Source organism: Curtobacterium sp. MCBA15_007 (assembly GCF_001864905.1).
GTDB classification, from domain to species: Bacteria; Actinomycetota; Actinomycetes; order Actinomycetales; family Microbacteriaceae; genus Curtobacterium; species Curtobacterium poinsettiae.
The window spans coordinates 44,057-64,060 of record NZ_MJGM01000006.1 but is presented as its reverse complement, the minus strand read 5'-3'; the positions used below and the strand labels follow the sequence as shown (position 1 = coordinate 64,060).

General features: G+C 72.0%; 18 protein-coding genes. 4 read left to right on the top strand and 14 right to left on the bottom strand.

Features of this window, described 5'->3' with window-relative positions; translation table 11 throughout:
- Positions 1 to 54 precede the first annotated feature (54 nt).
- From BIU95_RS04850 to BIU95_RS04840, 3 genes are all read right to left on the bottom strand, one after another.
- Positions 55 to 1,353, bottom strand: a complete 1,299-nt coding sequence (locus BIU95_RS04850) for an NAD(P)/FAD-dependent oxidoreductase (RefSeq protein WP_017886975.1) — start codon at positions 1,351 to 1,353, stop codon at positions 55 to 57.
- Between the two features lie 103 nt (positions 1,354 to 1,456).
- On the bottom strand, positions 1,457 to 2,005 hold the full coding sequence (locus BIU95_RS04845; RefSeq protein WP_017886974.1) for a dihydrofolate reductase family protein: 549 nt from the start codon (positions 2,003 to 2,005) through the stop codon (positions 1,457 to 1,459).
- 21 nt (positions 2,006 to 2,026) lie between these two features.
- Positions 2,027 to 2,470 (bottom strand): hypothetical protein, encoded by a 444-nt coding sequence (locus BIU95_RS04840; protein ID WP_071250704.1) that lies wholly within the window; start codon positions 2,468 to 2,470, stop codon positions 2,027 to 2,029.
- A gap of 82 nt (positions 2,471 to 2,552) precedes the next feature.
- Between BIU95_RS04840 and BIU95_RS04835 the strand changes: the two genes are divergently transcribed.
- Both BIU95_RS04835 and BIU95_RS04830 read left to right on the top strand, forming a co-directional pair.
- Positions 2,553 to 3,326, top strand: coding sequence for an alpha/beta fold hydrolase (locus BIU95_RS04835; RefSeq protein WP_139179657.1), 774 nt, complete (start codon positions 2,553 to 2,555; stop codon positions 3,324 to 3,326).
- A complete protein-coding gene (locus tag BIU95_RS04830) occupies positions 3,323 to 4,078 on the top strand; it encodes a triacylglycerol lipase (protein WP_228499901.1) in 756 nt (251 codons plus the stop codon). The genes BIU95_RS04835 and BIU95_RS04830 overlap by 4 nt, the downstream gene beginning before the upstream one ends.
- Before the next feature lie 63 nt (positions 4,079 to 4,141).
- On the opposite strand, the gene BIU95_RS04825 is transcribed toward BIU95_RS04830, so the two are convergent.
- The 4 genes from BIU95_RS04825 to BIU95_RS04810 form a co-directional block, all read right to left on the bottom strand.
- Positions 4,142 to 5,149, bottom strand: coding sequence for a LacI family DNA-binding transcriptional regulator (locus tag BIU95_RS04825; protein WP_071250702.1), 1,008 nt, complete (start codon positions 5,147 to 5,149; stop codon positions 4,142 to 4,144).
- Positions 5,150 to 5,223: 74 nt separating this feature from the next.
- Positions 5,224 to 6,252, bottom strand: coding sequence for a Gfo/Idh/MocA family protein (locus BIU95_RS04820; protein WP_071250700.1), 1,029 nt, complete (start codon positions 6,250 to 6,252; stop codon positions 5,224 to 5,226).
- Complete coding sequence (locus BIU95_RS04815) at positions 6,249 to 7,271, bottom strand: Gfo/Idh/MocA family protein (RefSeq protein ID WP_071250697.1); 1,023 nt, start codon at positions 7,269 to 7,271, stop codon at positions 6,249 to 6,251. The genes BIU95_RS04820 and BIU95_RS04815 overlap by 4 nt, the downstream gene beginning before the upstream one ends.
- A 39-nt stretch (positions 7,272 to 7,310) precedes the next feature.
- A complete protein-coding gene (locus BIU95_RS04810) occupies positions 7,311 to 7,964 on the bottom strand; it encodes a chloramphenicol acetyltransferase CAT (protein ID WP_042540228.1) in 654 nt (217 codons plus the stop codon).
- 41 nt (positions 7,965 to 8,005) lie between these two features.
- Between BIU95_RS04810 and BIU95_RS04805 the strand changes: the two genes are divergently transcribed.
- The gene (locus BIU95_RS04805) at positions 8,006 to 8,563 is read left to right on the top strand and encodes a YbaK/EbsC family protein (protein WP_071250695.1); all 558 of its coding nucleotides are present in this window, start codon (positions 8,006 to 8,008) and stop codon (positions 8,561 to 8,563) included.
- Here BIU95_RS04805 and BIU95_RS04800 read toward each other — a convergent pair.
- The 7 genes from BIU95_RS04800 to BIU95_RS04770 all read right to left on the bottom strand — a co-directional run bounded on the left by BIU95_RS04800 (position 8,544) and on the right by BIU95_RS04770 (position 19,129).
- A complete protein-coding gene (locus tag BIU95_RS04800; protein WP_056071006.1) occupies positions 8,544 to 8,912 on the bottom strand; it encodes a VOC family protein in 369 nt (122 codons plus the stop codon). The genes BIU95_RS04805 and BIU95_RS04800 overlap by 20 nt on opposite strands.
- Before the next feature lie 19 nt (positions 8,913 to 8,931).
- A complete protein-coding gene (hrpA, locus tag BIU95_RS04795; protein WP_071250693.1) occupies positions 8,932 to 12,783 on the bottom strand; it encodes an ATP-dependent RNA helicase HrpA in 3,852 nt (1,283 codons plus the stop codon).
- 39 nt (positions 12,784 to 12,822) lie between these two features.
- Entirely contained in the window at positions 12,823 to 14,655 is a 1,833-nt protein-coding gene (locus BIU95_RS04790; protein ID WP_071250691.1) for a thioredoxin domain-containing protein, read from the bottom strand.
- A gap of 91 nt (positions 14,656 to 14,746) precedes the next feature.
- Positions 14,747 to 15,277, bottom strand: coding sequence for an AAA family ATPase (locus tag BIU95_RS04785; RefSeq protein ID WP_071250689.1), 531 nt, complete (start codon positions 15,275 to 15,277; stop codon positions 14,747 to 14,749).
- Between the two features lie 4 nt (positions 15,278 to 15,281).
- Positions 15,282 to 16,349 (bottom strand): NAD(P)-dependent oxidoreductase, encoded by a 1,068-nt coding sequence (locus BIU95_RS04780; RefSeq protein WP_071250684.1) that lies wholly within the window; start codon positions 16,347 to 16,349, stop codon positions 15,282 to 15,284.
- A 105-nt stretch (positions 16,350 to 16,454) separates the two neighbouring features.
- A complete protein-coding gene (locus BIU95_RS04775) occupies positions 16,455 to 17,315 on the bottom strand; it encodes a sulfurtransferase (protein ID WP_161598117.1) in 861 nt (286 codons plus the stop codon).
- 272 nt (positions 17,316 to 17,587) lie between these two features.
- A complete protein-coding gene (locus tag BIU95_RS04770; RefSeq protein ID WP_071250682.1) occupies positions 17,588 to 19,129 on the bottom strand; it encodes an MFS transporter in 1,542 nt (513 codons plus the stop codon).
- 170 nt (positions 19,130 to 19,299) lie between these two features.
- Between BIU95_RS04770 and BIU95_RS04765 the strand changes: the two genes are divergently transcribed.
- Positions 19,300 to 19,962, top strand: a complete 663-nt coding sequence (locus BIU95_RS04765; protein ID WP_017886959.1) for a TetR/AcrR family transcriptional regulator — start codon at positions 19,300 to 19,302, stop codon at positions 19,960 to 19,962.
- Positions 19,963 to 20,004: the final 42 nt, after the last annotated feature.

The window sequence follows — 20,004 nt, the reverse complement described above, 5'->3', positions numbered from 1 at the left end:
CCGACCGTTCCTGCTCACGAAGCGAGCGCGCGAGCGCGCGAGTGGACTCGGCGGCTACTCGGCCTTCTGCAGCTGCCAGGGGTCCGGCTCGCGGTCGCCGTTCGGGCGCACCGGGCGGACGTCGCCGACGATCGGGATCGAGCGCTTCCGCATGAACCACACGTAGCGGACGAAGAAGTGCGTCAGGGTCGACATCCGGTTGCCGGCGCCGAGCAGGCTCGTGATGTGCACGAACACCCAGGCGAGCCAGGCGACCGGGCCGACCATCGTGATCCCGCCGCGCAGCTGGGCGACCGCGGCGTTCGTGCCGATCGTCGCCATGGTGCCCTTGTCGAAGTACTTGAAGCGCTCGGTGGCCTTGCCCTCGAGCAGGCGCACGATCTGCCGCGCCGAGTGCCGTCCGCCCTGCAGTGCGGGCTGGGCGAGCTGGGCGAGGGCGTCGTCCTGCGCGGCGATGTCGCCGGCGGAGAAGATGCGCTCGGCGCCCTTCACGCTCAGGTCGTCGTTCACCTGGATGCGGCCCCCGTGGGTCTGCGGCAGGCCCCAGCCGGAGACCTCCTTGTGGGCCGCGACACCGGTCGCCCAGACGACCTGCGACGCGGGGATGAACTCGCCGTCCGCCGTCATCACGCCGTCGGGCTTGACCTCGGAGACGCCGGTGTTCAGCCGGAGCACGACGCCGCGCTTCCGCAGCACCTTGGCGGCGTAGCGGCGCAGGCGCGGGGCGAACGGCTTGAGCAGCTCACCACTGCGGTGCACGAGCGTGATGGAGATGTTGCCCCGCTCGATCTCCGGGTACGCGCCGACGAGGGCCTGGTCGCGGAGCTCGGCGAGCGCGCCGGCCATCTCGACGCCGGTCGCGCCGCCGCCGACGATGACGATGCGGATCTCGTCGGGGCCCTGGTTCGCCGCCGCCTCTTCGAGTCGGGTGAACAGCTCGTCGCGGATGCGGAGTGCCTGCGAGCGCGAGTACATCGAGTACGCGTACTCGTACGCACCGGGGGTGCCGAAGTAGCTCGTGTTCACACCGTTGGCGAGGATCAGGTAGTCGTAGTGCAGGTGTTCGCCGTCGGACATCTCGGCGATGCGCTCGTCGGTGCGGATGCCGGTGAGCAGGCCGTGGCGGAACTCCGCGTTCGACTGCCGGGCACGGAGCGAGCGCAGGAAGTACGTCACGTCGCCGGCGTTCAGGCCGCCCGTCGCCACCTGGTACATCAGGGGCTGGAACATGTTGTAGACGTGGCGGTCGACCAGGGTCACCCGGACCGGCGCGTCGGCGAGCTCACGCATGGCGGCCACACCGGCGAATCCACCGCCGACGATGACGACGTGCGGGCGGGTGTCCTGGGTCATGCTTGCTCCGGTGTTCCTCGGGTGCGTGTGGTCACCCACGAGGGTACGCGCGGTTCGGCAGGGCGCATGACGGGCAGGGGCCGGGAGGCCCGTGGTGCGTCCGTCAGGCGTCGAACCGCCCGTAGGTGTTCAGCACGTTCCCCTTGCTCGTCACGGTGCTGTCGACCAGACGCAGGCGCGTGGGCGGGTCGGTCGGCTCGAAGAGCCGCCGGCCACGGCCGGCGATCGCCGGGTGGATCATGAGCTGCAGTTCGTCGAGGACCCCGGCGAACAGCAGGCTGCGGACGAGCGTGACACTGCCGCACACGGCGATGTCGGCCCCGTCGCGCTGCTGCAGGTCGCGGACGAACGCGGGGACGTCGCCCGGGATCCGGGTGCTGTTCTGCCAGGTCAGGTCGTCGCCGAGGGTGGTGGAGGCGACGTGCTTCTCGATCGGGTTGATCCACTGCCCGAACGGGTCCTCCGGGTGGGCCGGCCACCACTCGGACCACTCGAGGTAGCTGTTCCGGCCGAGCAGCACGGTGTCGGTGCGGGCCGTGAAGGCACCCATCGCGGCACCGAGCTCGGCGTCGAAGCTGTCGTACTGGAACTCGTAGGGGTCCTGCACGACGCCGTCGACCGACGTGAACAGACCGGCAGTGGTCTTCCGCATGGTCCGGATCGTACCCGCCGGTCAGCGCCCGGTGCCGTTGCCCGGGAACCGGTCCGTGCCGGGCACCCGGGTCGTGGACTGTGACCGATCGGCGCCGATCGCGTGGCCGACGGCGAACCCGACGCCGCCACCGACGAGCAACGCTGCGAGTGCGACGACGGCGGCGAGCAGCGGCCAGAACCACGGGGGCTTCGGGCCGGTGCTCCGGCGGTCGCCCGTGGTTCCGGCGCCGTACCAGGGGGTGGTGCCGTTCGGGGCGCCGGGGTTCCAGGCTCCGGTGTCGGCGCGGTACGGCTGCGGCTGCGGCTGCGGCTGCGGCTGCGGCTGCTGTTGCTGCGCGAGCGCGGGCCCGTCGAGCGTGGCGGTCGACGTCGGGGTGGCGTCCCAGCCGGTCGGCGTCGTCGCCCGGTTCGCCGGGACGGAGCGGGCCGGTTCGTGGCCGTTGGTGGGAGTGGTGTCGCTCATGCCAGCACTCCACACGGCCCGGCTGTGGGCAGCCGATGACCAGGCTGACCCGGTGCTGCGAACCGCCGCGTAGCCTCGGCTCGTGCGCGCTGCTGTGGAGACCGTCCGGATCGACGGGCTGCCCGTGCGCCTGCACACCATGCCGTCGCGCGGGCCGGTCCGTGACGAGGCCGACCCCACCGTCGTGTTCGTCCACGGCATCGGGATGTCACACCGGTCCTTCGCCCGGTCGCAGCGCGCCGTCGCCGCCGAGCACCACACGATCAGCGTCGACCTGCCGGGGTTCGGCTGGTTGCCCGCGGCCGGTCGGCGGCTGTCGATCGAGGAGCTCGGCGACGTGGTGGTGCGGGCCGTCCGACACCTGGTCGACGATGACCTGGTGCTCGTCGGGCAGTCGATGGGCACGCAGGTCGTCATCGAGTCCGCCCGCCGTCACCCCGACGCCGTCACGGCGATCGTGCTCGTCGGTCCGGTGATCGACGCCGAGCGGCGATCGCTCCCGATGCAGGCGCTCGACCTGAGCCGCGACGGCTTCGTCGAGGGGGTCCGGATGAACACGGTCCTGGTCACCGACTACCTCCGGAGCATGCGCCAGTACCTGCGCGAGCTCGGGCCGATGCTCCGCTACCCGACCGAGCAGACGATCACCGAGGTCACGCAGCCCGTCCTCGTCGTCCGCGGCACCCAGGACCCCATCGCGCGGCACGACTGGTCGGCCCGGCTCGCGGCCGCTGCGCCGGACGGCACCTTCGTGGAACTGGCGGGGCCGCACCACGTGCAGGAACGGCAGCCGGACGCGCTCGCACGACTCCTCGAGACGTTCCGCAGCGCCGAGCGCCTGGAGGGACTCCGATGACCCGGCCGGCCACGTCGGGGACCGAGGCGGCGCGGACGACGCGATCCGGGCCTCCAGGCCGTGTCCCGCTGGTGCGGCGTGCCTGCTGGGCCGCACTCGACTGGGGGTACGCGGCCCGGTGGCAGGTCCGGAGCCTCGGCCCGACCACCGCGGACGACTACCGGACCGGCGACGGGCAGCCCGTCGTCGTGGTCCCCGGCGTCTACGAGACCTGGCACTTCATGCGGCCGCTGATGGACGCGCTCCACGACCGGGGACACCCGGTGCACGTGCTGCCGGTCCTGCGGCACAACCTGCGACCCGTGCCGGACTCGGCGCGTGCGGTGATGGCGTACCTGCAGGAACAGGACCTGCGGAACGTGCTCGTGCTCGCGCACAGCAAGGGCGGGTTGATCGGCAAGTACGCGATGACGCAGCTCGACCAGCACGAGCGGATCGACCGGATGGTCGCGGTGTCGACGCCCTTCGCGGGGTCGGTCTACGCGCGGTTGGCGCCGGTGCCGCACCTGCGGGCCTTCCGGGCGGCGGACCCGGTGTTGGCGGGACTGGCGCGGGAACTCGATGCCAACGCGCGGATCACGTCGGTGTACGGGGTGTTCGACACGCTCATCCCGGAGGGCAGCGAACTGCAGGGTGCGACGAACGTGCGGTTGCCGGTGGGTGGGCACTTCCGGATCCTCGGCGATGCGCGGACGCGGTCGGCGGTGCTGGCGGCTGCGGCTGACGGCTGTTCCGGCCGAGACTCGGCCTGACGGGCAGTTCTCGCTGTTCCGAGGGCGCCGACTGTCCGCCGGGCTGAGACTCGGCCGACGCGCTCAGCGGGCAGCGACGCTCGCGCGCTCGACGATCCGGTGCGGCACGACGACGGTCTCCGGCGCGACCCCGCGGTCCGCGATCCGCCGGGTCAGCAGGTCGAGTGCCGCCGTCGCGAAGGCCCGACGGTCGAACGACACCGTGCTGAGCGACGGGATCGCGTACGCGGCAGCCTCGACGTCGTCGAACCCGATGACGCTGACCTGCTCGGGCACCCGGACCCCGCGGGCGGCGAGCACGTGCAGCACCCCGAACGCGATCGAGTCGGTGAAGGCGAAGACGGCGTCGGGCAGGGGGTGCTCGTCGAGCCAGGCCGCGAAGGTCGTCGCCGCGGCGCTCGTGGTCCACGCCGGCAGCGGGACGCGGAGCGACGGGTCGGGTGTGATGCCCGCTGCGGTGAGCGCTGCGGTGTACCCGCGTTCGCGGAGCTCGCTCGTCGCCGTCGCAGCACCGTCGGGAGACGCGCCGACGATCGCGATGCGCCGGTGCCCGTGGGCGATGAGGTGTGCGGTGACCTGCTCGGCCGCCGCACGGCTGTCGACGTGCACCTGGTCGACGTGCTCGGGCTCGACCTCGCCGATGACGACGGTCGGCGGCAGCCCCTCGGTCGAGGCCAGGACACTCGCGCTGAGCGACACCGGGTTGAGGATCAGCCCGTCCACCAGGTGTGCGCGGGCGCGGGACACCAGTTCGCGTTCGAGAGTCGGGTCGTTGCCGGTCTGCTCGAGCTGCACGACCCAGCCGCGTTCGCGGGCGAGTTCCACGAACGACTGCGCGAGTTCGGCCGAGTAGGCGCTGCCCATCTCCGGCAGCGTCAGCGCGATCGCTCCCGAGCGGCCGTTCCGCAGCCCGCGGGCGGACAGGTTCGGCACGTAGTCGAGCTCGGCGACCGCGCGCTCGACGCGTTCACGGGTCTCCGGGCGCACGACCACGCCGCCGTTGACGACGTTGGAGACGGTCTTCGGCGACACCCCGGCGAGGGCGGCCACGTCCCGCACGGTTGCGCGCATCGGGACGAGCGTAGCGCGGGGCGGGCAGGGGTGGGGCGGCGTGCGGCGACGGTGTGGCGCGGTGTGGTGCGGGGCTAGCTCGCGGCCTGCACCGCGACCGTCCGGCCCGTCCGCACCGACTCCTGCGCCGCCAGCACGATCGACAGCGTCCGCAGGCCGACCCCGACGTCCGGCTGCGGCTGCTCCCCGGACCGCACCGCCGCCAGGAACGTCCGGAGCATCGGCACGTCGTGGTCGGGCCCGTACCGGAGCTCGATCGGCCGGCCGCCCACGGCGTCGAGCCCGCGAGCAGCCGCCCCGAAGAAGTCCACCGACACCGTGCCGCCCGTCCCGGCGACGTCGAGCGTCAAGCCGCCCCACACCGGCGACGTGTCCGGTCGGCTCCACGAGCAGTCGATCGCCGCGATGGTGCCGTCGTCGTACGTGATGGTCACCAGGCCCGCGGTCTCGGCGTTCGCTCGGTCGGCGTTCAGCACCTGGTTCGCGACGGCGGTGACGGACACCGGCGTCGCTCCGGTCAGCCCGTCGATCAGGTCGGCGACGTGCACGACGTGGTCGACGAGGGCGCCGCCTCCGCTCAGCCGGACGTCGGTGAACCAGTCGCGGGCCAGCGGCAGCATGCCGTTGTTCGCGCCCCGCACCGAGAACACCGTGCCGAGTGCGCCCGAGTCCCGCGTCGCCCGCAGCCGGTCGAACGCCGAGGCGAACCGCACCGGGAACGCCATCATCAGCAGCACCCCGGCGCGGTCCACGGCATCGCGGATGGCGAGGCCGTCCTGCCACGAGGTCGCGATCGGCTTCTCGCAGAGCACGTCTGCCCCCGCTGCCGCCGCGAGCTCGACGAACTCGCGGTGCCGGGCGTTCTCGCTCGTGACGATCACCGCGTCCGGGCCCCAGGCGAGCAGTTCGTCGACGGAGTCCGCGTACCCGGCGCCGAGCGCGCGTGCCAGTTCGGCTCCGCGCAGGTCGCCGAGTTCTGTCCCCGTCGACACCCCGCCCGGGTCCGTGCCGCGCACCTCGACATCGGGCATGGCCGCCAGGGCGCCGAGGTAGCTGATGGCGTGCGTGTGGGCGAACGAGAGCACCCCGATCCGGAGCGTCACCGTGCGACCTCGACCGGCTGGCCGGACTCGATCGACTCGATCGCCGCGTTCGCGATCCGCACCGCGGCGACGCCGTCGTCGACGGTGACCCGGGGTGGCCGACCGCCGTCGAACGCGGCGAGGAAGTCGGTGAGCTCCAGCGCGTACGGGTCGGCGGCCGGGTCGACCGGCGGCAGGAAACCGTCGACGGAGGCCGGTGCCGCCAGGTCGCTCCGGGTGTCCTCCTCGGCCCGGGAGGAGTGCGACAGGCTGCCGAGCGTCCCCGTCACCGAGTACTCGGTCGTGAAGGCCAGGTGCTGCGGCCCCCACAGCCCGGCGACGTGGCTGATCGCGCCCGACTCGTGCGTGAGCAGGACGTGCGCCGCCTCGACCGGCTCGGCTTCGGACCCCGCGCGGACGCTCACCGCCGACACCCGGGTCACCTCGCCCGCCACCCAGCGCGCGATGTCCAGGTCGTGGATCATCTGGTCCATCACGATCCCGCCCGACAGCGCGCGGTCGCCGAACCAGGGGACGTGGGTGGGGAAGGCGCCGGACCGCGAGAACCGCAACACCGCCAGGTCGCCCAGGAGGCCCGTGGTCGCGGCCTCGTGCAGGCGCGCGTACGCGGGGAACCAGCGCACCACCTGGGCCGGGTAGAGCTGGACGCCCGCGTCCGCAGCGCGGGCCGCCAGGTCCGCCGCGTCCGCGTCGGTCCGGGCCAGGGGCTTCTCGGAGACGATGTCCTTGCCGGCGGCGATCGCCGCGCGGACCACCTCGGCGTGGGCGTGTGTCGGGACCACGACGTCGACGACGTCGACCGCGGCGAGGAGCTCGTCGAGGCTGTCGGCGACGGTGATGGTGCTGCCCTCGGCGCGGGCGGTGTCGGTGAAGGCGTCGACGAGTTCGTGGGCGCCCTCGCGTGCGTGCACCACCACATCGCCCAGGCGGAGCAGTCCGGGCAGGTGCGCGACGGAGATGCCGCCCGCGCCGACGAGCCCGATGCGTTTCCGGGCGAGGGGCTCCGACTGTGGCGTCATGGGGTCAGCGTAGGAGATGCGGTCCGAGGACGGGCAGGGTCAGCCGAGCCAGCCAGGGTCGGCGAAGAGCTCCTCGAGCTCGCGCAGCAGCCGGGTCGTGTGGAAGCCGTCGGCGGCGGCGTGGTTGACGTGCAGCGCCAGGGGGAGCAGCGTCCGGTCACCAGCGGTCCGGTACCCGCCGAGCGTGATGATCGGCAGCAGGTGGTCCCAGCCGTCACGCACCTGCAACGAGAACCCGGTGAACGACGCCCCCGGCAGGGTCGACACGTCGAACACGTTGCCGGGGCGGTCGTCCTGCGGGAACATCCGGGTGTCGTCGCGGTACCGCTCGATCGTCGACACCGCGGCATCGTGGAAGGTGCCGAAGTCCTCGTCGTACGGCACGACCAGGGCGGAGAACGTCTCGGTGTCCGGGTGGAACACGGTGAACATCGGGTGGACGCGGTCCCACACGGCGGGGGAGCCGTCGTCCAGCACCTGCATCCGGAACTCGTCGTGCCGGTTCACCACGGTCGCGATGGCCCAGAGCTGTGACGCGTAGGTCCGTCGGCCGGTCGAACGGACGCGTTCGACGAAGGCGGTGACGTCGAGCTCGACGGTCACCTCGTACGCGCACGGCACCCGCTGCCGGTAGTGCTCGAAGTGCTCGCGGCGGGCCCACTGGTCGACGTCGATCGCCCGGAGTTCGGTCATGACTCCACCCTCGTGCGGGATCGCTTCCCTACGGTGGAGCCATGCCGACGCTCGAACGTGTTCCCGCCCTGGTCGCCACCGGATTCCTCGCGATCCCCGTCGCCGAAGCCCTCGTCGCGTTGCCGAGCGACGTCCTGACGAAGATCGAGGGCGCACCGATCGACGCCGACCTGGCCGACACCGCCGCGTTCTCGGAGGCGTACGGCTACCCGCTGGCCGGCGGCGCCAACTGCATCGTCGTCGCGGGGAAGCGCGGCGACGAGGTCCGCTACGCCGCCTGCGTCGTCCTGGCATCGACGAAGCTCGACGTCAACCGCGTCGTGAAGCAGCTGCTCGACGTCCGCAAGGCGAGCTTCGCCCCGATGGACGAAGCGGTCGAGCTGACCGGCATGGAGTACGGCGGCATCACGCCGATCGGATTACCGTCGTCGTGGCCGCTCTACATCGACGCACGCGTCCTCGACGCCCCCGAGATCGTCATCGGCGCCGGGCGCCGCGCCGCGAAGCTGTTCCTGCCCGGCGCCGCACTCACCGCGCTGCCGAACGTCACCGTGGTCGAGGGCCTGGCGACCGAACCGGTCAGTCCGACGGCCGGATGAGGCAGAACGGGTGGCCCGCGGGGTCGAGGTAGACGCGGAACGTCTCCGTGCCTGACCCCGTGGCCGTCGCGCCGATCGCGAGCACCGCGGCCTCGCCGTCGTCCAGGTCGTCGACCTTCACGTCGAGGTGGCTCTGCTGCGGGACCGTCTGCCCGGGCCATTCCGGCGGCTGGTAGTCGTCGACCTGCTGGAACGCCAGGATCGGACGGTGGTCGGTGAACGGGAGGGCGAGCTCCGCCCAGTCCTCGTCGAAGCCGACGATCTCCCCGCCGAGCAGCTCGGCGTAGAAGCGGGCGAGGGCGCGGGTGTCCGGGCAGTCCAGGACCACGACGTCGAGTGTGCCGATCATGGCCGACACGGTAGCCCCATCAGCGCGCGGCGGTCAGGGCCTTCGTGATCCGCTGCAACGAGACGGTCTCGGCGGTCCCGAGTTCCTGCGCGAACAGGCTGAGCCGGAACTCCTCGAGCATCCACCGCGCGTGCACGAGCTCCGGGTGCGCCCCGACCGCGGGCGGGAAGACACCGCCGGCGTCGGTGTAGCGGTCGGTCGCCACGGTGACCTCGCGCATCCACGTCGCGTCGCGCCCGGGGTTCTGCAACAGCTTCTGCACGCGTGCCTCGATGCCCTGCAGGTACACGCGGATCCGACGCAGGCGGTCGAGCCCCGCGACGGCGACGAACCCGGGGAACACCAGGCGCTCCATCTGCTGCCGCATGTCGCTCAGGGCGGCGAGCAGCGACATCGAGTTCGCCTGCTTGAGCGCTCGTTCGGCGGAGCGTTGCGCGGCGAGCACCGCCGCGACCTCGGACACCGCGGTGAACATCGTGTCGACGACGGTGGCCGACACGGCATCGCGGACGGCCTCGAACCCGGCCTTCGTGAAGACCATGCCGTCCGGGTGGGCCCGACGGATGCCGGCGTCGACCACGGCGGCCAGGACGTCGTCGAACAACGCCGCTGTCGAGGGGTAGGGGCTGGCCGCGAGCGCGAGCTTCTCCTGGGCGGTCAGGTGCGACTGGATGTACGACACGGGCGACGGCACCGCGTGCATCACCAGACGGCGGACGCCGGCGGGCATCCGGACGACGCGGTCGGACGGGGTGGCGAGCAGTTGCACGCCGACGGTCGCCTTCGGACCGGTGCCTTCCTCGACCAGGGACGGGTACGCGCGGATGACGCCGCCCGCCTGCTTGGTGTCGAGGGTCTGCGGCAGGTCCTGGTCGGGCCAGGCGGTGAGTCCGGACTGTTCCAGCGGACGACCGGCACCGGCGGACGCGACGCGAGCCGCGCCTCCTGACCGTCCCGTGCCCTTCGCCGTGGCGGAGGCGACGCTCTGCTGGGTCCGGTCCTTGAGCTTGGTCTGCAGGGCCCCCAGGTCCTTGCCGGTCTCGACCCGGCGACCGCGCTCGTCGACCACCGCCCATGTCGGGAGCAGGTGTGCGGGGACGCGGGTCAGGTCGAAGTCGGACTCGGAGACCGGCACGTAGGTCATGCGCTGGATCGCCCTGGCGAGGGTGGCGCGGAACGACTCCGTCGGCTCGGTCGGGGCGTCGTCGGGCAGTTCGGCGACGATCTTCTCGGCCCAGTCGGCCGCCGGCACCACGTTCTTGCGGATCTGCTTCGGCAGCGACTTGATGAGCGCGGTGACGAGTTCTCTCCGGAGGCCACGGACCTGCCAGTCGAAGCCCTCCTCGCGCATCCGGGGCAGGAGCGCGAGGGGGACCTGCACGCTCACGCCGTCGTCCTGGGCGCCGGGCTCGAAGCGGTACTGGATGGCGAGGCGCTGGTCGCCGCTGTGCCACTGGGTCGGGTACTCGACGTCGTCCTCGGCTGCTTCGGCTGCGGATTCGTCCAGCAGGTCCGACCGGCGCATCGTGAGCAGGTCCGGCTGCTCGCGGCGGGTGGTCCGCCACCACCCCTCGAAGTCGCGGGTCGTCGCGACGTCGGCCGGGATGCGGGCGTCGTAGAACTCGTAGACGTTCTCGTCGTCGAGCAGGATGTCGCGGCGACGGGTGCGCTCCTCGAGCTGCTCGAGTTCCTTGCGGAGCTTCCGGTTGGCGCGGTCGAAGGCCTGCTGCGATTCCCACTCGCCCTCGACCAGGGCGTGCCGGATGAACAGCTCGCGGGAGTGTTCCGGGTCGATCCGCGAGTACTGCACGCGGCGGCGCTGCACGATCGGGACGCCGAACAGGGTCACGCGCTCGTAGGCGACGACCGCGCCCTGCTTCTTCTCCCAGTGCGGCTCCCCGTAGGTGCGCTTGAGCAGGTCACCGGCGAGCGGCTCCACCCACGCGGGGTCGATCCGGCCGACGGTGCGGGCGAAGAGCCGGCTCGTCTCGACGAGCTCGGCGGCCATCACCGCGTCGGGCTGCTTCTTCGCGAGCACACTGCCCGGGAACACCACGAACCGGGTGTTCCGGGAGCCGAGGTAGTCGCGCTTCTCGCGGTCGCGCAACCCGATCTGGCTGAGGAGTCCGGAGAGCAGGGCCCGGTGCACGGCGTCGCCGTCCTCGGAGCGTGCCTGCCCGACACGGACGTCGACCTGCTTCGCGGCGCGGGACAGCTGCCGGTACAGGTCCTGCCACTCGCGGATGCGCAGGTAGTTGAGGAACTCGGCCTTGCACAGCCGCCGGAACGCGCTCGACGACAGTTCCTCCTGCTGCTCCTCGATGTGGTTCCAGAGGTTCAGCAGGGTCAGGAAGTCACTCGTCGGGTCGGCGAAGCGGGCGTGCAGCTGGTCGGCGTGCGCACGCTTCTCGAGGGGGCGCTCGCGGGGGTCCTGGATGCTCAGGGCGCTGACGATGGCGATGACCTCGCGCCCGACGCCCTGGCGCCCGGCTTCGAGCACCATGCGACCGAGGCGGGGGTCGATCGGCAGCCGGGTCAGCTGCCGCCCGGACTTCGTGATGCGGCCGTCCTTGTCGACGGCGCGGAGTTCGCGCAGCAGGTCGAGGCCGTCCTTCACGCCCCGGCTGTCCGGCGGCTGCAGGAACGGGAACGACTCGATGTCCCCGAAGCCGAGCGAGATCATCTGCAGGATCACCGCGGCCAGGTTCGTGCGGAGGATCTCGGGGTCGGTGTACTCGGGGCGACGGCCGAAGTCGTCCTCCGAGTAGAGCCGGATCGCGATGCCGGCACTCGTGCGGCCCGCTCGGCCGGAGCGCTGGCTGGCGCTGGCCTGCGAGATCGCCTCGATCGGCAGACGCTGCACCTTGGCTCGCGGGGAGTACCGCGAGATGCGCGCCGTCCCGGTGTCGATGACGTACTTGATGCCGGGCACGGTGAGCGAGGTCTCGGCGACGTTCGTGGCGAGGACGACACGACGGCGGATGCCCGGGGTGTGCCGGCGCTCGAAGACGCGGTGCTGGTCGGCGGCGGACAGGCGGCCGTACAGCGGCAGGACCTCGGTGCCCGGGTAGCGCTTGCCCTCGATCGCGTCCTGCGCGTCGCGGATCTCGTTCTCGCCGGACAGGAACACGAGCACGTCGCCCGGGTCCTCCTGCGCCAGCTCGTCGAGGGCGTCGGTGATGCCCTGCAGGGTGTCGCGGTCGTCGGCAGCGTTGCCGCTGTCACCGGTGCGGGAGTCCGACTCGTCGTCGGCGGCGTCGTCCTGGTCTTCGGCGACGAGGGGGCGGTACCGGATCTCGACCGGGTAGGTGCGGCCGGACACCTCGATGATGGGGGCGTCGTCGAAGTGCTTCGAGAACGACTCCGGGTCGATGGTCGCACTCGTGATGATGAGCTTCAGGTCGGGGCGCCGGGGGAGCAGCCGCTTCAGGTAGCCGAGCAGGAAGTCGATCGTCAGGGACCGCTCGTGCGCCTCGTCGATGATGATCGTGTCGTACCGCTTGAGGTCGCGGTCGAAGTGGATCTCGTTCAGCAGGATGCCGTCGGTCATCAGCTTCACGCGGGTCTCGGAGCTGACCTTGTCGGTGAACCGGACCTGGTAGCCCACGAGTCCGCCGAGTTCGCCGCCGCCCAGTTCTTCCGCCACACGCTCCGCGATGGTCCGGGCTGCGATCCGACGGGGCTGGGTGTGCCCGATGTGCTCCCGACCGAGCTCGAGGCAGATCTTCGGCAGCTGGGTCGTCTTGCCCGAGCCGGTGGCCCCGGCGACGATGACCACCTGGTTGTCACGGATGGCAGCCGCGATGTCGTCCCGCCGCTGCGAGACCGGCAGTTCGGGCGGGTACGTGATGACGGGCAGCGGAGAAGACATGAGCATTCCAGGATACAGGCGCGCCGGGAGGGAGGGGCGTCAGACGATCTGCCCGGCCAGCGCGTCCGCCGACCGGGACGGCAGGTCACACACCCGGTCGTGGCAGACGTACGCAGCGGGGTCGAGCACATCGCGTCCCTCGAACAACGAGAACCCCGCCGCGGCCCAGTCGCGGGCCTGTTCCGGCGTGGTGGTGGCGACGACCGTGCCGGGGCGCCGAGCACGGTGTGCAACGGCCCGCATCGGATCGTCGGTGCTGCTCGTGACGACGACGATCTCCCGTGACGGGCGCTGCAGGGCGAGGGCGACACCGAGGGCGTCCGCGTGGCCCAGGGGGCGTTCGGTCCCGGTGCGGGCCCGGTCGGCGACGAGTCGTGCCGCGGCGGTCCGCAGCTCTTGGTCGCCCGTCAGTGCCCCGAGTGTCGCGGCGGCCGATGCCAGCGCCACCGTGCCGGACCGCATCGCGGTCTGCGGCTGTTCGCCGGTGACAGTCCCCGCAGCGGCCAGCACCGGGTCGACGTCGAAGCGCTCGGCCAGACCGTCGTCGACGAGCGAGCGTGCGACGGTCGCGTAGGAGACCTCGCCCGTCACCAGGGCCAGTTCGAGCAGCCCTTCGGCCAGCAGCCCGACGTCCTCGACGGTGGCCGGTGCCGAGGACGCCCCGCGCGGTGTGCTGGACCGCACCGACACGTGGCCGTCCTGCACGTGGGCGGCGAGGACCGCGTCGGCCGCACCCCGGGCGAGCGCGACGAGTTCCGGATCACCGTGCCGTGCGCCGGCGATCGCGAGCCCCCGGATCGCCAGGCCGTTCCACCCCGTGAGCACCTGGTCGTCCAGCGGTGGTGGGTCGAGCTGTGCGCGCTCGGCGATCGGTCGGCGGTACCACTCGCCCTCGACCCGACGGCCGTCGATGGTCGATTCGCTGTCCTGTGCGGCGACGAACGCCCCGTCGGCGCGGCGCAGGGTGTCCCGCAGGAAGTCGGCGATGCCACGGGCCTGCTCGGCACCGGCGACCGCGAGCAGCCCCGCGTTGTCGGAGAGCATCCGTTCGTAGTGCGGCACGCTCCAGTCGCGCCTGGTGGCGTACCGGAAGACGCCGCCGTCGGCGTCGGTCAGCTCGGACGCGCGGATCGCGTGCAACGACCGGTCGAGCAACCCGTCGGCGTCGGCGTCGCCGTCGGCCGCCGCGTCGGCGACGAACTCGAGCAACGGTGTGCTCGGGAACTTCGGCGCGCCGCCGAAACCACCGTAGGTGGTGTCTTCTGCTTGCAACAGCTGGCTCGTGACGGCCCGGACGGTGTCGACGGACGGGAGGCCCGGGTCGGCTCCGGCACCGCTCTCGCCCGAGCGGGCGGTCGCGTCCGCCACGGCACCCTGCCGGATCGCCGTCGCGATGGCCGAGGCGTTCGCGTCGACCTCGTGCCGACGTTCGGTCCAGGCGTCGAGCACCGCTGCCAGGATCTGCCGGAACGCCGGGACCTGCCCGACGGGCGTGGGTGGGAAGTACGTCCCCGCGAAGAAGACGTGGCCGTCGGGCGTCAGGAACGTCGTCAGCGGCCAGCCGAGCTGCTGCGTGAACGCACTCGCCGAGGCCATCAGGCTCGCGTCCACGTCAGGGCGCTCTTCGCGGTCGACCTTGACCGACACGAAGTCCCGCCGGAGCAGCTCGCCGATCTCCGGGTCGGCGAAGCTCTCGCGCGCCATGACGTGGCACCAGTGGCACGTGGCGTACCCCACGGACACCAGCACCGGGACCTCGCGCTCGCGTGCTTCGGCGAAGGCTTCGGGGCCCCATTCGCGCCAGTCGACCGGGTTGTCGGCGTGCAGCCGCAGGTAGGGGCTGACTGAGGTGCCGAGGCGGTTGTCGTTCATGGCTCCAGCGTGCCCTCGGGCGACTGGACGGACCACCGCTCGGGGGGATCTGTGGACGAGCTGCCCCCTGTGCACAGGCCGCACAGGGGGATCAGCGCGGGAGCCATCCCGTGATCGACGCGAGCCGTGCGGCCACCTGGGCGGGGCTCTGGCCGTCCGTGTCCACCCGGGTGACGGTGTCCGCGGTGACCGAGTCGAGCCTCCCGGCCGTCCGCGTGCTGTGCGCGAGCTGCGCCTGCGGGACCGCGCCACCCGCCCGTCGTGCGAGCCGTTCGGCGGTCGTGTCGTCCGCGGCGCGGAGCAGGACGACACGCACCAGCGGGTCGTCGCCCATCGCCGCAGCGAGGCGCTCGTGTTCGAGCACGGACACGGTGTTCGTGTAGACGAGCCGGTGGTGTCCGATCGCCCGGTAGCCGGCCCAGAGCGCGGCGAGGTTCCGCTCCGTCAGGTGCGCCTCGGGGTGTTCGACGTGCGGTGCCGGGTGGGCCAGGTCGAGCAGGTCGCCCTCGATCACCGCGTGCCGGACGTCCGCCGCGACGAGCAGGTCGTGCAGCGCCTCGGCCGCCGTCGACTTGCCCACGCCGGAGCGTCCGCCGATGAACAGGACCTCCGACCGGAACACGGTGTCAGCCCAGGTCGAGGGAGAGGAGTGCGAGTGCGGCGTCCTCGGGACCGTAGTCGAACAGGTGCTCCCAGAAGGGGTCGTCGGCCCACGGCACGTCGCCGTCCACAGGGGTGGCGCGGGCGGTCTCGACGAGCCAGTCGAGTTCGGGGAGGACGGCGGTCGCGAACTCCGGCGGTTCCCATCCCAGTGCGCGTGCCGCCGTGGTGTCGAGGACGAACGGCGGTCGTGACGACCACGGCGTGCCGCCGACGAAGGCGGGCGCGTCCTCGTCGAGCAGGACCTCGTCGAACCGGTGGTCCAGGTGCCCGCCGATGGTCCGGACGATCTCGAGCGCGGTCGGGGCCGAGGCGTCCGCGACGTTGAGGATCCGGCGGTCCGGCGCGTCCGCGACCACACGGACGAGCGAGCCGATGCCGCTCGCCGCCGTCGTGTGGTCGACGCCGCGGCCGTGGTCGGCGAGCAGGACGCGTTCCCGGCCGTCGAGCACACGGCGGACGACGAACCACTCCCGTGGGCGGCCGATGCCGACGCCGTACACCTTGGACGGGCGGAGCACCGTGACCGGGGCACCGTGGTCGAGCAGGACCTGCTCGGCCGCCACCTTCGCGGCGCCGTAGCCGTCACGACTCGTCGGGTCGCCGTCGCCGGCGGTGACCGTGGGCTGGATCTCGGTGACCGCGCCGCCGAACACCGGCTTGTCGAGCGAGTTCGCGTGCCGCCCCTGCTCGTCGGCGTACACCGACCTGGACGACACGAAGACCGTCGAGCCGACGTCGTCGAGGAACGGCAGGAGCTGCTGGGCGTCATCACGGGTCAGGCCGACGGTGTCGACGAGCAGGTCGGCTCCCGGGCGCAGCAGGTCGCGCAGGACGGACCGGTCGCGGCGGTCGCCGGACGTGAACGTGGCGCCGGAGGCGGTCAGAGCGTCCGCTGCGGGGCCGCCCCGGCGGGCCAGGACGTCCACCTGCCAGTCGTCGCCGCCCCGGCCGGACGCGTCGAGGAGCTCGCGTGCGACCGCCGAACCGATGCCGCCGGTGCCGCCGAGGATGACCGCGCGTCTGGTGCTCATGGTGCAACGGTAGTGCGGCGCGGACGTCGGCCGGCGGCAGTCAGCCGGCCGCAGTCAGTCGGCGGCCGCCGGCCAGGTGCGGCCGTCGTTCCGCGATCGGATCGGTCAGGACGCCAGTTGCTCGTGCCGCCACCAGTCGGCCAGCGAGCCGTCGTAGACCTGCACCCGGTCGTGCCCGAGCACCGTCAGGGCCAGGGCGTCGACGCACGCGGCGCTGCCCACCCCGCAGTAGGTGACGATCTCGTCGGCGCCGATCACCGCGGCGAAGGCCCGCTCGAGTTCGGCCCCGCGCAGGTACGCGTTCGTCTCGGGGTCCACCAGCGAGTCCGCCGTGATCGGGGTGCTGCCCGGCACGATCGGCGGGTGGTCGTCGCCCAGGGCAGCCCACGAGGCGGCGAACACCAGGGACGCCGGCTCTTCGCCGGAGACGGCACGGGTCACGCGGTCGTGGTCGGCCCAGAGCGCGCGTTCTTCGCCGGCCAGGAACGCGCCGGCGTCTGGGCCGGACGGCGCCGCCGGCGCGCGGAGTGCACCCACGCGGACCGGCCGGCCTTCGTCGCGCCACTTCGTGAAGCCGCCGTCGAGCACCGCGACCGAGTCGAAGCCGAACGAGCGGAAGATCCACCACAGGCGCGCCGACCACTCACCGACGCTGTCGTCGTAGATGACCACGGTCGACGTGTTGGTCACGCCGAGCTGCCCCGCGGCGGCCTCGAAGCGCTCGGCACCGGGGCGGGTGAAGGGGACGTCGGCGTCGGCGGCCGAGAAGTCGTCGATCAGGTCGGCGAAGCGGGCGCCGGGCACGTGGCCGCGCTGTTCGTGGGCGTCGCGTCCGGGCAGCCAGGTGGTGTCGAACCCGGCCCCGACCGTGTGCACCGAGGCGTCGAGCACGACGAGCTCGTCAGCACCGAGGTGGTCTGCGAGCCACTGCGTCGACACGAGTGGTGAGGTCAGGACGGGGGCCATGCGGGCCACCATAATCCGCACCCCTGACGTGGGCCAGAGTCGTGGACACACGGCGCAACCGGGGGTGCGTGTGTGGGCGGTGACCGACGGTCCACCAGTCGTTCGACGAGTGGTCCGTCGGAACATGCGCGGGCACCGAGTGCGTGCGCATCCGTCGACGATGCACGCGTTGTTCGACAGGTGGATCGTCGTGAAACGGGTGTCGCCGCAGCCCCCCCCGCACAACGGCCCACCCCGGCAGTACCGGAGCGGGCCGCAGCGCAGCGCGAGCGTCAGTGCGCGGCGGCGGGGATGCTCCCGGTCGTCGCGGACCCGGCGCGGGCGAGCCGCTCGAGCCGGACCGACTGCCGGTTGATGAGCAGTCCGCCGGCCAGGGCGACGAGCACGAGCACGCCGGCCGAGATGCCGAACGCCACGTGGTACCCGTCGAGCGTGGCCTGGGCCTGCTGCAGCTTCGTCGGGGCGGCGGACAGCCCGGACAGGCTGTTCGACACCACGTCGGCGAAGATCGTCGACAGCAGGGCCGTGCCGATCGAGCCACCGATCTGCTGCATGGTGTTGACGGTTGCCGAGGCCACACCGGCGTCGGCCCGGGCGACCCCGGTGGTCGCGGTGTTCATGGCGGACGAGAAGATCGTGCCCATGCCGAGACCGATGACGATCAGCGCCGGCAGGACGGTGCCCGCGTAGGAGCTGTCCAGGTCGGTGCGGAGCAGCAGGAGCAGTCCGGTCGCGGCGACCAGGCCACCGGCGAAGATGAGGATCTTCGGCCCGACGCGCGGCAGCAGGCGGCCACCGATCTGCGTCGCCGAGATCATGATCGACAGCGGCATCGGCAGGAACGCGAGACCGGTCTGCAGCGAGCTGAAGCCCAGGGTCTGCTCCAGGTAGTAGGTCAGGAACAGGAAGATGCCGAACATGCCGATCGCGACGAGGCCGATCGCGATGAACGAGCCGCCGCGGTCACGGTCGAGCACGACGCGCAGGGGCAGCAGCGGGTGGGCGACGCGGGTCTCGATGAACACGAACGCGGCGATCAGCACGACACCACCGGCGAGCATGGCGATCGTGACGGGGGAGTCCCAGCCGTTCGTCTCGGCGTTCGAGAAGCCGTAGACGACGCCGACCAGACCGAGCGTGATGGTGATGACGCCGAGCACGTCGATGCGCGGACGCTCGACCTTCGGCGGCTTCTCCATGAAGACGAGGGCGCCGATCACGCCGAGCGCGGCGAAGACGACGTTGACGTAGAGGCACCAGCGCCAGGACGCGTACTCGGTCAGCACGCCGCCGAGCAGCAGGCCGATGGCCGCGCCGGAGCCGGCGATGGAGCCGAAGATGCCGAACGCGCGGCCACGTTCCTTGGGGTCGCGGAACGTGGTGGTCAGCATGCCGAGTGCGGACGGGGCGAGCAGCGCGCCGAAGACACCCTGCAGTGCGCGGGCCGCGACGAGCAGGCCGAACGAGTCGGCCAGGCCACCGAGCACCGAGGCGACGGCGAAGCCGACGAGCCCGATGATGAAGGTGTTCTTGCGTCCGAACAGGTCGCCGAGGCGCCCGCCGAGCAGCAGCAGCGAACCGAAGGCCAGCGAGTACGCGGTGACGATCCACTGTCGCTGGTCGGTGCCGAAGTCCAGGTCGGCCTGGGCCGAGGGCAGGGCGATGTTCACGATGGTCGCGTCGAGCACGACCATCAGCTGTGCGAGGGCGATGACCGCCAGGGCGATCCAACGGTGGTTGCTCTTGGCGGGGGTGGTGCCCGGAGTCGTGGGTGCTGTCCCGGTGGGGGTCGGCACGGTGTGTTCTGCCGTCACGGCAGCCTCCTCGAGAAGGTTGGAGGGTGAGGTGGAGGTGCGCGCCGTCGGGCACTCCGGTGGTGTGGTGGTGACGAAACCGGATGCGAGGCATCCGTTTGTGGCCAGTGTAGACCGAAACGGAAGGATGGCATCCACTTGTTCCCAGAAAGTGCAACTACGGTCAGATCGTGAGCACCACCGAGTCCGCGTCCGACCTCGAGCGACCGCTGCGCGCCGACGCTGCGCGCAACCGCGAGCTGATCCTGCAGACGGCACGCAAGTGCTTCGCGGAACGCGGACTCTCCGTCACGCTGAACGACATCGCGCACGAGGCCGGTGTCGGCGTCGGCACCGTCTACCGCCGGTTCGCCGACAAGGACTCCCTGATCGAGGCGCTGCTCGCCACCAAGTTCGAGGCCATGAACGACGCCGCAGCGCGCGCCGCGGACGTGTCCGACCCGCGTGAGGCACTCCGGGTCTACCTGATGGGCGTCTTCGCGTTCCGCGCCCGCGACCGTGCCCTCGCCGACGCCATCGTCCGTGCCGGCAAGGCCCGCCCGTCCATCGTGCAGGAGCGCGACCGGCTCGAACGTCAGGTCGCCGCGATCATCGGCCGTGCCGAGACCGCCGGCGTCGTCCGGACGGGCTTCGACTACCGCGACCTGCCGATGCTCACGGCGATGGTCGGCGCGGTCGCCGACGCCACCCGCGAACACGACCCGGACGCCTGGCGCCGCTACGCGGAGCTCCTGATCCAGGGTGTCCTGCCGGGCACGGACGACACCGCGCCGATGCTCGGCGACCCGCTCGACCGCGAGTCCATCGAACGCGCGCTGCACGCGCAGTCCTGACCACTGCGGTCTGGAGGCCCGTGGCGGCGCCGCCACGGGCCT

Excerpts from the sequence above, each read along its gene's own strand:
- BIU95_RS04850 (WP_017886975.1), bottom strand. The coding sequence starts at position 1,353 with ATGACCCAGGACACCCGCCCGCACGTCGTCATCGTCGGCGGTGGATTC.
- BIU95_RS04845 (WP_017886974.1), bottom strand. The coding sequence starts at position 2,005 with ATGCGGAAGACCACTGCCGGTCTGTTCACGTCGGTCGACGGCGTCGTG.
- BIU95_RS04840 (WP_071250704.1), bottom strand. The coding sequence starts at position 2,470 with ATGAGCGACACCACTCCCACCAACGGCCACGAACCGGCCCGCTCCGTC.
- BIU95_RS04830 (WP_228499901.1), top strand. The coding sequence starts at position 3,323 with ATGACCCGGCCGGCCACGTCGGGGACCGAGGCGGCGCGGACGACGCGA.
- BIU95_RS04825 (WP_071250702.1), bottom strand. The coding sequence starts at position 5,149 with ATGCGCGCAACCGTGCGGGACGTGGCCGCCCTCGCCGGGGTGTCGCCG.
- BIU95_RS04815 (WP_071250697.1), bottom strand. The coding sequence starts at position 7,271 with ATGACGCCACAGTCGGAGCCCCTCGCCCGGAAACGCATCGGGCTCGTC.
- BIU95_RS04810 (WP_042540228.1), bottom strand. The coding sequence starts at position 7,964 with ATGACCGAACTCCGGGCGATCGACGTCGACCAGTGGGCCCGCCGCGAG.
- BIU95_RS04805 (WP_071250695.1), top strand. The coding sequence starts at position 8,006 with ATGCCGACGCTCGAACGTGTTCCCGCCCTGGTCGCCACCGGATTCCTC.
- BIU95_RS04800 (WP_056071006.1), bottom strand. The coding sequence starts at position 8,912 with ATGATCGGCACACTCGACGTCGTGGTCCTGGACTGCCCGGACACCCGC.
- hrpA (WP_071250693.1), bottom strand. The coding sequence starts at position 12,783 with ATGTCTTCTCCGCTGCCCGTCATCACGTACCCGCCCGAACTGCCGGTC.
- BIU95_RS04790 (WP_071250691.1), bottom strand. The coding sequence starts at position 14,655 with ATGAACGACAACCGCCTCGGCACCTCAGTCAGCCCCTACCTGCGGCTG.
- BIU95_RS04780 (WP_071250684.1), bottom strand. The coding sequence starts at position 16,349 with ATGAGCACCAGACGCGCGGTCATCCTCGGCGGCACCGGCGGCATCGGT.
- BIU95_RS04775 (WP_161598117.1), bottom strand. The coding sequence starts at position 17,315 with ATGGCCCCCGTCCTGACCTCACCACTCGTGTCGACGCAGTGGCTCGCA.